The following is an 11041-nucleotide window of genomic DNA, read 5'->3' on the forward strand; positions in this document are numbered from 1 at the left end:
GCAGTGCCCGAGGAACAGGCGGGGTCCGAACCCGTCACCACCGCGCGCCAGGCCGGCCGCGTGATCCGCGTCGCCCTGGTGACGGCGCTGCTGCTGAACACCGCCGGAGTGGTGCGCGCCGGGCTCGGGATGGCCCCCGGGCCGACCCGGGACCTGCTCCTGGACGTGGCCCGCCCGCTGAACAGCGCGGCGCACGTCCTGGACCTGGACCGCCCCCGGACCTCCCTCGACGCGATGCTCGGCCATCCGGACCGGGGCGTCGGCGACGGCGGCCGGACCCATCTGGAGGAGGACGCGGACAAGCAGCCGATGGCCGATGGGGCGCCGGCCGGCAGGGCGGGCTCGGTTCCGGGGGGCTCCGGCGCCGGGGCGGCGGCCGGGTCCGCCGGGGCGGCCGGGACGCCGGGAGCGTCTGGAACCCCCGGAGCGCCCGGAGCGCCCGACGACGGCCAGAGCCCCGAGCCCCGCCTCGCCCCGGTCGCCGCCGCCGTCCGCCACCCGACCGCCGACGATCCGCTGCGCGTCCTGGTCACCGGCGACTCGCTGTCCGACTTCGACGGCCAGCAGCTGGCGCGACTGGTGGCCGCGCAGCACCTGCCGGCCAAGGTCCGGGTGGAGCCGCGCAACGGCACCGGGCTGACCCAGCCGAACGTCTTCGACTGGTCCGACGAGGCGGCGCAGGAGGCCGCCGGCTACGACCCGGACGTGGTGATCATGGTTCTCGGGGCGAACGACGGCTGGCCGCTGGACGGCGCCGACGTCGGCTCGGCCCGCTGGGTGGCCGAGTACTCCCGCCGGGTCGCCGCCGTCTCCCGCGACTTCCTGGCCGGGGACCCGCAGCGCCGGGTCTACTGGGCCGGCCCGCCGGTGCCGCGCTCGGCGCCGTGGATCCACATCTTCGAGCGGATCAACGCCGCGGTCCGGGCCGCCGTGCCGACCGTGCCCGGCCTGCGCTACGTCGACGTCGCCGGGCCGACCTCCGACAACGGCGCCTACACCGACTACCTCACCGACACCGACGGCCACCGGGTGCTGGCCCGCCAGCACGACGGGATCCACTTCAGCTTTCCGGGCTCGGTCTTCCCGGCCAGGATCGTGCTGGCCGCGCTGCGCGGGGAATACGCGCTGGCCTGACCGCCTTGGGCCTGGGGACGGGCGCATCTCCAGGCTCCCGCCGCCGCGCGCCCGGCGGCACCCCGGACCCCCGGGGCGACGGCGGACGCGGGCCGATCCCCGCCACCGCCGAGCCAGCCCTTAGAATCGCAGCTAATCATGGCCGTATATCTGGATCACGCCGCGACGACCCCCATGCTCCCGGCCGCCGTCGACGCGATGACGGCCCGCCTGGGGGTCACGGGCAACGCCAACTCGCTGCACGCCGCCGGCCGCGCCGCGCGGCGCGTCGTCGAGGAGTCCCGCGAGCAGATCGCCGAGGCGCTGGGCGCCCGCCCCTCCGAGGTGGTCTTCACCTCCGGCGGCACCGAGAGCGACAACCTCGCGGTCAAGGGCCTGTACTGGGCCCGAAGGGACGCCGACCCCCGCCGCCGCCGGGTGCTGGCCGCCAAGATCGAGCACCACGCCGTCCTGGACCCGCTGAGCTGGCTCGGCGAGCACGAGGGCGCCGAGCTCGAATGGCTGCCGGTGGACCGGGCCGGCCGCGTGGACCCCGAGGCCCTGCGCGCGGCCATCGAACGCGACCCGGACACCGTGGCGCTGACCACCGTGATGTGGGCCAACAACGAGGTCGGCACCGTCCAGCCGATCCACGCCCTGGCCGCGGTCGCCCACGAGTACGGCATCCCGATGCACTCCGACGCCGTCCAGGCCGTGGGCGCCCTGGAGGTGGACTGGACCTCCAGCGGCCTGTCGGCGATGACCTTCACCGCCCACAAGGTCGGCGGCCCGATCGGAGTCGGCGCACTGCTCCTGGGCCGCAAGACCTCCGCCGTCCCGGTCCTGCACGGCGGCGGCCAGGAACGGGACGTCCGCTCCGGCACCCTCGACACCCCGGCCGTCGCCGGCTTCGCGGCGGCGGTGGTGGAGAGCGTGAAGAACCGCGAGGCGAAGTCCGAACTCCTCACCGCCCTGCGCGACGACCTGGTGACCCGAGTCCGCGAAGCGGTGCCGGACGTGATCGTCAACGGCGACCGCGGCCCGGGCACCGGCCTGCCCGGCATCGCCAACATGGCCTTCCCGGGCTGCGAAGGCGACTCCCTCCTGATGCTGCTGGACGCCCGCGGCATCGAATGCTCCACCGGCTCAGCCTGCTCAGCCGGCGTGGCCCAACCAAGCCACGTCCTGCTCGCGATGGGACTGTCCGGCGAACTGGCCCGCGGCTCACTGCGCTTCTCCCTCGGCCACACCTCGACCAAGGCGGACGTGGACGCCCTGGCCGAGGCGATCGGGCCGGTGGTGGCCCGGGCCCGCGCTGCGGGGCTCAGCTAGCTGTCACCCCACCACCGGCAGCACGATCTGACACGGCACCGGCCTCGGATGCGCCGGATCCAGCGCGTTCAGGACGTCGCCGAGGGCCACGGGGGAGTAGGCGATCTCCAGGTGGTCGCTCTGGTCCAGCGGGCACTGGCTCTCCAGCAGGATGTTCCGCACGTTCGGCGCGGCGGCCAGGAACGCCCCCTGGTACGGCGTGACGACCTCGTCGTTGGTCGACTCGATCACCGTGTACTGGACGCCCGGCGCCGTCTCGCCGCCGGCGTTCAGTGCTGTGATGAACGGTGAGCCGATCTCCTGCTCCACGCAGGCTGCGCAGGCCGGGCCGACGACGAACTGGTTGGCCGGCTCCAGGATCTGCAGTGCCGCGCCGAGCTTGGTGATGCCGTCGAGGGTGGTGCCGTGGTTACTGGGTGCGAGCGCGACGAGTTTGCCGACCTTCGCCGCGCCGCCGAGGTTCTTGATGTAGTAGCGCGGCATCATCCCGCCCTGGGAGTGCCCGACCAGGTCCACCTTCGCCGCGCCGGTGCGGTCCAGCACCGTGTCCACGAACGACGACAGCTGCGCCGCGCTGTTCTCGATGGCGCCGGTGCCCTGGATCGGGGAGGCCGCGGCCGGGCCGCCGTAGCTGAAGGTGTAGATGCAGTAGCCGTTGTTCGCCAGCAGCGGGGCGGCGCCGCGCCAGTTGTCGTTCTGGTTCTCCAGGGTGCCGTGGACGAGCACCACGGGGTTCGGGTGCGCGGTGCTGTGACACGACCAGTCGTTCGCCCCCGGCGGCGCGGTCTGCGGCGAGAAGAAGCCCTGGACGAAGCCGCTGGCGAAGCTGTAGTCGACCGGCAGCGTGGACGAGCCGCCGGCGTGCGCGGTGACACTGGCCGTGGCGGCCAGTAGCGCGGCGCCGAGGGCGGCGGCGGTGGCGCGGAGGGTGTTCCGGGTGGGCATGGTGCGACTCCTCACTCGTGGCGGAAGCAGGTGGTCGTGGCGGTGGTCGTGATCAGTGTTCGTGATCAGTGGTCGTGACGCGTGGTTCCGATCATGACCGTGGTCGAGGGTGCCGCGACGTCCCCACGCCGCGGCGCGGGCCAAAGTAGGGCGCTATTGGAACCGAGGTAAATAACTCCGGGCCGGACTGGTGCGAACTCGCACAGGAAGTGCTCGAATCCGCGGTGCGCCGGGTGTGTTTTGTGTCACGCGGATGAGCGGGTTCTCCGCCCGGAACCCTGATGTTGACTCGCCGGTAACATCGGCGCATCCTGCCCGCGTGACCGTCACCCCGCTCGCCGTCGCCGCGCTGCCGAAAGGCTTCGCCGCCGGGCTGCGTCAGGAGAACAGCAGTATCGCCGCCGAGATCATCCATCAGATCCGGGTCCAGATCCCGCAGTTCGGGCGTCCGCTGGCGGGGCAGTTCGGGCACGGGATCCGGATGGGCGTGGAGGCGGCGCTCGCCGACTTCGTGGACCAGGTGACCGGCGCCGACGACGGTGAGAACCGGGCCAAGGCCCTGGCCGGCGCCCGGGCCGTGGCCGCCGGCGAGTTCGCCGACGACCGGATCCGCATCTACCGCCACCTGGGCCGTGGGGAGTTCTCCGAGGGCCGCAGCCTGGACGCGCTCCAAGCCGCGTACCGGCTCGGCGCGCGCATCGCCTGGCGGCGCTACGCCCGCGTCGGCGCCCGCTTCCACCTCCGGCAGGACCTCATGGTGCAGCTGGCCGAGGCGGCGTTCGCGTTCATCGACGAGCTGTCCGCCGAGTCGGTGCGCGGCTACGCCGAGGCGATAGCGCGCCAGGCCGGCAATGAGGGGTTCCGGCGTCATCGGCTGCTGCATCTGTTGGTCAGTGGGGCGGCGCGCGAGGTCCTCGCCGACGCCGCCACGGCCGCCGGCTGGCCGCTGCCCAGGACGGTGAGCTGCGTCGCGCTGCCCGGGCCGGCCGTCGCGCCGCCGGACCTGCCGGACGGCGTCCTGGCCGACCTGGACCGGACCGACGCCTACCTCGTCGTGCCCGCTCCCGCCGAGCTGCTCCCGGACCGGCGTTTCAGGGCCCTGCTGGACGCCGCGGGCGCGGTGGTCGGCCCGGAGGTGCCCATCGAGTCGGCCGCGGACTCCCTGCGCTGGGCCCGGGCCGTCCGGAGCCGCCCGGCGGCGCCGGGGACCCCGTTCGCCGAGGCCGTGTACTGCGACGCGCACCTGGCCGACCTGCTGCTGCTCGCCGATCCGGTGCTGGTGCGGCTGATCGCGGACCGCCGGCTGGCCCCGCTGGCCGGTCTCACGGCCAAACGCCGCCGGCGGCTGGAGGAGACCCTGCTCGCCTGGATCCAGTCCAACCGTTCGGCCCCGGAGGTCGCCGCGCGGCTGGGCGTACACCCCCAGACGGCGCGCCAGCGCCTGCACCATCTCCAAGCCCTGTTCGGACCGGCCCTGGCTGATCCGGCCGCCTGTTTCGAATTGGAGATCGCTTTGCGCGAACGGTCTTTCCGGCCACTCTATTGACACTCCGGCGAGTGAAACAGGACTCTGATTCCCTGGTCGCATCACCTACGCTGATGGAGGAATCATGCCTGGTTCGACAAGGACACCCCCGGGCCGCCGACGGCCGATCGCGCTGCTGGCCCTGCTCGCGGCTCTGACGACGGCCGGAGCCGGTCTGCCGGCGATCGCCCGGGCGGCCACGCCCGCGACGCCTGCGTTGCCCGTGACGCTCGCGACGTCCGCGGCGCCCACGCTACCCGCGACGTCCGCGACGCCCACCGACACCGGGCAGCAATGGGTCGCCGACTCCATCGCCGCGCAGCTGGCCCGGCATCCCGGAGGTGTGGCCTCCGGGAACACGATCCGTTATGCCAAGGACGACGTGACTCTCACCTACAAACCCGCGACCGCCCCGGGTGCGGTGGCGGCAGCCGAGTTCGGGTGCAGCACCGGCGAGATATGCCTTTACTCCACCTCGAACGTGGATGCCGCGGGGGTGCGATTGAGCACCGGCTCGCTGTGGTGCCCGGAGGAGCACACCAACGGCTGGCTCGACTTGAGCGCGTACGGCCTGGCGAACCAGATCCGGTCGGCCGACAGCGAGAACGGCTGGTGGGCCGAGGGGATCTGGTCGCGGCTGGGCTGGCGCGGTCGGCAGTGGGAGCTGACGCCCTACGGCATCCTCTCCGGGCTGAGCCCCACCAACATCACCTATGTGAACATCTGCATCTACGAACGCGACCTGGACTACTGACTTCTAAGCCGCCACCTCCGCCAGCGGGACGCCCGGATCCTCCAGCCGTGCCACGTCGATCTCGGCGCGGCCGAGGATCAGGGCCCGGATCTCGTCCACCACGTCCCAGACGTTGACGTTCATCCCGGCCAGGATCCGGTTGTCGGCGCTGAGCCAGAAGGCGATGTAGGCGCCGGACGCCCGGTCGCCGCGGAAGACCACGCGGTCGTAGCCCGCCGACGGCAGATGGCCCACGAACTCCATGCCCAGGTCGTACTGGTCGCTGAAGAAGTACGGCAGCCGGGTGTATGCCAGGTCTGTCACGCCCATCATCGAGGCCGCGGCGACCTTGGGCTGGTTGAGCGCGTTGGCCCAGTGCTCGACCCGGATCCCCTCCTCGTAGAAGGGGTGCCAGGCCCGGGCCACGTCGCCGGCCGCGAACACGTCGGGGTCGGCGGTGCGCAGCGTCCGGTCCACCACGACGCCGTTGTCGACTTCGAGGCCCGCCGCCTCGGCCAGACCGGTGTTGGGGGTGATGCCCACCGCCACCAGGATGTGGTCGGCCTCGATCTCGGTGCCGTCGGTCAGGCGGACGCGGGCGGCCACCTCGACGCCGTCCCGCTCCTGGAGCGCGAAGGAGTCCACGCCGGCGTTCAGGCGCAGGTCCACGCCGTGGGACCGGTGCAGCTCGGCGAACAGCGCGCCGACCTCGGGGCCGAGCGCGCGCACCAGCGGCTGGTCCGCCGCCTCCAGCACGGTCACCTCGACGTCCTGCTCCCGCGCCGCGGCCGCGACCTCCAGGCCGATCCAGCCGGCGCCGATCACCACCAGGCGTGAGCCCGGCAGCAGTTGGGCGCGGGTCCGCTCGCTGTCCTCCAGGGTGCGGAAGTACGACAGGTTCGGTGCGTCGCCGCCGGGGATCGGCAGCCGCTTCGGGCTGGAGCCGGTGGCGAGCAGGAGCTTGCCGTAGGGGACCTCGGTGCCGTCGTCGAGGGTGACGACGTGGCGGTCCCGGTCCAGGGACACCGCGGTGCGGCCCAGCCGCAGGCCCACCCGGTTCTCGACGTACCAGGCGCCGGACTCGTGGACGAAGACCTTGTCCCGGCCCTCCTTGCCCAGGAGGTACCCCTTCGACAGCGGGGGGCGCTCGTAGGGGAGGTCCAGCTCGGTGCCGATCAGCTCGATCGGGCCGTCCCAGCCGTCCTCGCGCAGCGCCTGTGCCGTTTTCGCCCCGGCCAGGCTCGCGCCGACGATGACCATGGCGTCCGTGCTTCCGGCGGTGTCCGCGCCGCTCATGGCGTCCTCCAGTCGTGGTGCCGTTCCCCGGCCGTTATGACCCATCTCACAGTCAACCATTGCACGTACTCTTGAGGCATGCGTGTCTTGGCGGCGATGTCCGGTGGTGTCGACTCCGCGGTGGCGGCTGCGCGGGTCCGGGATGCTGGTCATGAGGTGACCGGGGTCCATTTGGCGCTGTCTCGTAACCGTCAGGCGTTGCGTGATGGCGCGCGCGGATGCTGCACGATCGAGGATTCGCACGATGCCAGACGCGCCGCGGACATGCTTGGTATCCCCTTCTACATCTGGGACATGGCCGAGCGGTTCCACGAGGACGTGATCGACGACTTCGTCGCCGAGTACCGGGCCGGGCGGACGCCGAACCCGTGCCTGCGCTGCAACGAGAAGATCAAGTTCGCGGCGGTGCTGGACAAGGCGCGGGCGCTGGGCTTCGACGCGGTGGCGACCGGCCACTACGCGCGGCTGCTCGACGGGCCGGACGGGGTCGAGCTGCACCGGGCCGCCGATCCGGCCAAGGACCAGTCCTACGTGCTCGGGGTGCTGGACGCCGAGCAGCTGGCGCACTCGATGTTCCCGCTCGGTGACGACACGAAGACGGCGGTGCGGGCCGAGGCGGCTGAGCGCGGGCTGTATGTGGCGAAGAAGCCGGACAGCCACGATGTGTGCTTCATTCCGGATGGGGATACCAAGGCGTATCTGGCCAAGACGCTCGGCACCTCCTCCGGGCCGATCGTGGACAGTACCGGGCGTACGGTCGGTGAGCACGACGGGGCGTGGGGGTTCACCATCGGGCAGCGGCGTGGGCTGCGGATCGGCGATCCGGCCGGGGACGGTCGGCCGCGTTATGTGCTGGACATCTCACCGGTCACGAACACTGTGACTGTCGGTACCGCCGAGGAGCTCGACGTCACCGGGCTGTCCGGGATCAGGCTGCGGTGGTGCGGTCCGGAGTTCACCGGGCGGATCGAGTGCCACGCGCAGCTGCGGGCGCACGGGGAGCCGGTCCCGGCCACGGCCGAGCGCACCGGGCCGGACCGCGTCGAGGTCGTGCTGCACGAGGCGGTGCGCGGGCTGGCGCCCGGACAGGCGGCGGTTTTGTACGACGGCTCGCGGGTTATCGGGTCCGCGACGGTGGCCGACACCTCCCGGTGACGGCGCGGTGATGGTGGCGGGAACGTCACTGTCCGCTTGTCAACCATCTGGCCCTCACGCGCGTCGGTTAGGGTCGTAGGCTGGAAAACCCGATCCGAAAGAACTGGGGAGGGACCTTATGGGTTCTCGACGTGTGCTCCTGGCGATAGCCGCGACCGCCACCTCGCTCGCGGTGGTCACCGCCGGCTGCTCCGGTGGGAGCTCGAAGCCGAAGGCGGCGGCGAACGGGGCCCCGGGGTCCGCGACGTCCTCCGCCGACACCGGGCCCACGCCCGAGTCGGTGGCGCAGGCGTTCCTGGCCGCGTGGAAGTCCGGTGACTACACCAAGGCCGGCTCCTACACCGACCTGCCGGACAAGGCCGGGCCGCGGTTGAAGCAGGTCATGACCTCGCTGGCGCCCAAGACGGTCGACCTCAAGCTCGGCTCGCAGGTGAACGCCCCGCAGCCGGCCAAGTCCGCGGTGTCGGGGTCCGCGACGCCGGGGGCGACGTCCTCCGGCGCGCCGTCCTCGGGGGCGTCTTCGTCCGGTGCGCCGTCGTCCGGGGCGCCGAGCAGCGCGGCCACGCCGAATCCGCTGGACAACGCAGTGCACTTCGACTTCAACGTCACCGACACCTTCGACGGCGACCTGGTGTGGCAGTACACATCGACGCTGGCGGTGGTGCCGGCCAACGGCAGCACGCCGCCGCTGGTGCACTTCGCCTCCTCGATCATCAACCCGCAGCTGAGCGCGGCCTCGAACCTGAAGGCGGTGCCGCCGTCGGTGCCGGTCGCGGACCGCAACGGCGTCCTGCTGTCGGCCACCGCGCACCCGAGCCTGAGCAGCATCCTGGCCAAGCTGGCGATCGCCAAGCCGCAGAACGGCACCTCGGCGTCGCTGCAGATCCAGTTCGTGGACAACAACACCGGCAACCCGATACCCGGGTCCAACCCGATCCAGCTGGGTGCCCAGAACGCGACCGGGTCGCTGCAACTGGCCTCCACGCTCGACGACAAGATCCAGACCCAGGCCGAGAAGGCGCTGGCGCCGTTCCCGAACTCCGGCATGGTGGTGATCAAGCCGTCCACCGGCGAGGTGCTGGCGATCGCCTCCAACGCCAAGGACAACCCGAAGCTGGCCACGATGGCCACCCGGGCTCCCGGCTCCACGTTCAAGACGGTGACCTCGACCGCGCTACTACTGGCCGGCATGAAGCTCACCGACCCGGCGGAGTGCACCCCCACCGCGACCGTCGGCTCGCAGACCTACCACAACGACGAGGGCCTGGCCAACGGCTTCACCGGCGCGAACCTGCTGACCGCCTACGAGATGTCGTGCAACACCTCCTTCGTCAACGCGGCCCTGGGCCACAACCTGGCCCTGGACACCCTGACCAAGACCGCGCACGACTACTACGGCATGAACCAGCCCTGGGACATGGGCCTGGGCGCCGCCACCTACGGCACCTCCGGCCAGCAGCAAGTCCCCGCCGCCGACGGCCGCGACCTCTTCGCCGCCGAGGCCTTCGGCCAGGGCCGGATCACGATGTCCCCCCTGACCATGGCCTCCGTCGCCGCGACCGTGGCCACGGGCCAGTTCCACCAGCCCATCCTGATCCCCGGCTTCCAAGGCCCGGCCAAGGCCCAGGCTCTGCCCGCCGACGTGAAGACCAACCTCCAGACAATGATGCGGGGCGTGATCACCAACGGCACCGCCACCTCGCTCCAGGGCATCTCGACAACGCTCGGCGCGAAGACCGGCTCGGCCGAACCGAACAGCAAGGACAAGACCGACTCCTGGATGATCGCCATGGACCCCGACCACGACATCGCAGTCGCGGCACTGGTGCTCAACGCCGGGTTCGGCAACTCTGCTGCCGGGCCGGCGATCGCGGCGATGTTGAAGGGGTCTGGGTTGAGCTGAGCCTCAACTTGGTTTTGGGGTTGGGGTTGGAGCTGGTGTTGGAGCTGGAGCTGGAGCTGGGGCTGGGGCTGGGGCTGGTCCTGGTGTTGGGGCTGGCTCTGGTTCTGGTGCTGAGCTGGTATTTGATTGGTGAGTTCGTTCTGATCGCCCATCGCAGACTTCTGTGGTGGGCGATCGGTCTGAATCCGGTTAAAAGCCAGTCAAAAGCCAGGCAAAGTCAAGAGCTGGGTAAGGCAGGCGCCTCCGGCGAGGGCCTCGGATCCCTCGGAGAACTGGCGCCAGCTCCATAGGGGGGTCTGGTTAGTCTCTGCGCTGGCGGTTTGTGGGGTGGGGGTTTGTTCCCCTCGCTCACGTCGGCAGCCCTACGGGTACAGCACCGCCGCCCAGGTATCAAGTCCATGCCGTTGCGGTGATGGTTGTTGGGCTGCGGTTGGGCTTGCATGAACTTGACACCTGGTCGGCGGTACTGTAGGCAAAGCCCTGCCGACGTGACCGAGGAGAACAAACCAAAACCCCGGGAGAGGACTGAAGGATCCGGAGGCAGAGGTGGGTCGCTTCAGGCTTGCGGCCGCCGGTGGGGCAAACCTTCGGCCGCCGGTAGAGCGAGTCTTCGACTGCCGGTAGAGCAGGTCCTCGATTGCCGGTCGGGCAGGTCATTAGGGCGCCGGTGCGGTAGGTCGCCGGTGGGCCAGGTCTTTTGGGGTGCCGGTGCGGCTGGACTTCGGCCGCCGGTCAGGCAGATCTCTCGGGCGCTAGCGCGGTAGGTCGCCGGTGAAGCAGGTCTTCGGGGCGTCAGTGCGGCAGGTCGCCGGTGAGGCAAGTGTTTGGGGTGCTGGCGCGGGAGTCCTTCAACTGTCCTCCGCTTTTGCTTTGAACCTTCCCGGCGGCCGTAGTCAGAGAGGCGCCCAGCCCCCTACCCAGTGATTGTCAGCTCTCTCCCTGGGTTTTGGTTTGTTCTCCTCGGTCACGTCGGCAGGGCTTTGCCTACAGTACCGCCGACCAGGTGTCAAGTTCATGCAAGCCCAACCGCAGCGCTAGA

The 11041-nt window shown here is 71.1% G+C and carries 9 protein-coding genes; 7 read left to right on the top strand and 2 right to left on the bottom strand.

Annotation, left to right across the window (positions count from 1 at the left end; all coding sequences use genetic code 11):
* Positions 1–3 precede the first annotated feature (3 nt).
* Positions 4–1134 (top strand): SGNH/GDSL hydrolase family protein, encoded by a 1131-nt coding sequence (locus tag ABD481_RS41840; protein WP_344671471.1) that lies wholly within the window; start codon positions 4–6, stop codon positions 1132–1134.
* A gap of 138 nt (positions 1135–1272) precedes the next feature.
* A complete protein-coding gene (locus ABD481_RS41845) occupies positions 1273–2445 on the top strand; it encodes a cysteine desulfurase family protein (RefSeq protein ID WP_344671472.1) in 1173 nt (390 codons plus the stop codon).
* Between the two features lie 3 nt (positions 2446–2448).
* Here the strand turns inward: ABD481_RS41845 and ABD481_RS41850 are convergent, their stop codons facing one another.
* Positions 2449–3390, bottom strand: coding sequence for an esterase/lipase family protein (locus tag ABD481_RS41850; RefSeq protein WP_344671473.1), 942 nt, complete (start codon positions 3388–3390; stop codon positions 2449–2451).
* A 319-nt stretch (positions 3391–3709) separates the two neighbouring features.
* Between ABD481_RS41850 and ABD481_RS41855 the strand changes: the two genes are divergently transcribed.
* The gene (locus ABD481_RS41855; protein WP_344671474.1) at positions 3710–4936 is read left to right on the top strand and encodes a PucR-like N-terminal domain-containing protein; all 1227 of its coding nucleotides are present in this window, start codon (positions 3710–3712) and stop codon (positions 4934–4936) included.
* A gap of 64 nt (positions 4937–5000) precedes the next feature.
* Positions 5001–5669, top strand: coding sequence for a hypothetical protein (locus ABD481_RS41860; protein WP_344671475.1), 669 nt, complete (start codon positions 5001–5003; stop codon positions 5667–5669).
* A gap of 3 nt (positions 5670–5672) precedes the next feature.
* Here the strand turns inward: ABD481_RS41860 and ABD481_RS41865 are convergent, their stop codons facing one another.
* Complete coding sequence (locus ABD481_RS41865; protein WP_344671476.1) at positions 5673–6944, bottom strand: NAD(P)/FAD-dependent oxidoreductase; 1272 nt, start codon at positions 6942–6944, stop codon at positions 5673–5675.
* Positions 6945–7022: 78 nt separating this feature from the next.
* Here ABD481_RS41865 and mnmA point away from each other — a divergent pair, with 78 nt between their 5' ends.
* The 3 genes from mnmA (at position 7023) to ABD481_RS41880 (ending at position 10292) form a co-directional block, all read left to right on the top strand.
* Entirely contained in the window at positions 7023–8099 is a 1077-nt protein-coding gene (mnmA, locus tag ABD481_RS41870; RefSeq protein ID WP_344671477.1) for a tRNA 2-thiouridine(34) synthase MnmA, read from the top strand.
* 118 nt (positions 8100–8217) lie between these two features.
* Complete coding sequence (locus ABD481_RS41875; protein ID WP_344671478.1) at positions 8218–10002, top strand: penicillin-binding transpeptidase domain-containing protein; 1785 nt, start codon at positions 8218–8220, stop codon at positions 10000–10002.
* Positions 10003–10040: 38 nt separating this feature from the next.
* A complete protein-coding gene (locus ABD481_RS41880; RefSeq protein ID WP_344671479.1) occupies positions 10041–10292 on the top strand; it encodes a hypothetical protein in 252 nt (83 codons plus the stop codon).
* The last annotated feature ends 749 nt before the right edge of the window (positions 10293–11041 follow it).

It is taken from the genome of Catenulispora yoronensis (genome assembly GCF_039531695.1).
GTDB lineage: Bacteria > Actinomycetota > Actinomycetes > Streptomycetales > Catenulisporaceae > Catenulispora > Catenulispora yoronensis.

Excerpts from the sequence above, each read along its gene's own strand:
- ABD481_RS41845 (WP_344671472.1), top strand. The coding sequence starts at position 1,273 with ATGGCCGTATATCTGGATCACGCCGCGACGACCCCCATGCTCCCGGCC.
- ABD481_RS41850 (WP_344671473.1), bottom strand. The coding sequence starts at position 3,390 with ATGCCCACCCGGAACACCCTCCGCGCCACCGCCGCCGCCCTCGGCGCC.
- ABD481_RS41860 (WP_344671475.1), top strand. The coding sequence starts at position 5,001 with ATGCCTGGTTCGACAAGGACACCCCCGGGCCGCCGACGGCCGATCGCG.
- ABD481_RS41865 (WP_344671476.1), bottom strand. The coding sequence starts at position 6,944 with ATGAGCGGCGCGGACACCGCCGGAAGCACGGACGCCATGGTCATCGTC.
- mnmA (WP_344671477.1), top strand. The coding sequence starts at position 7,023 with ATGCGTGTCTTGGCGGCGATGTCCGGTGGTGTCGACTCCGCGGTGGCG.
- ABD481_RS41875 (WP_344671478.1), top strand. The coding sequence starts at position 8,218 with ATGGGTTCTCGACGTGTGCTCCTGGCGATAGCCGCGACCGCCACCTCG.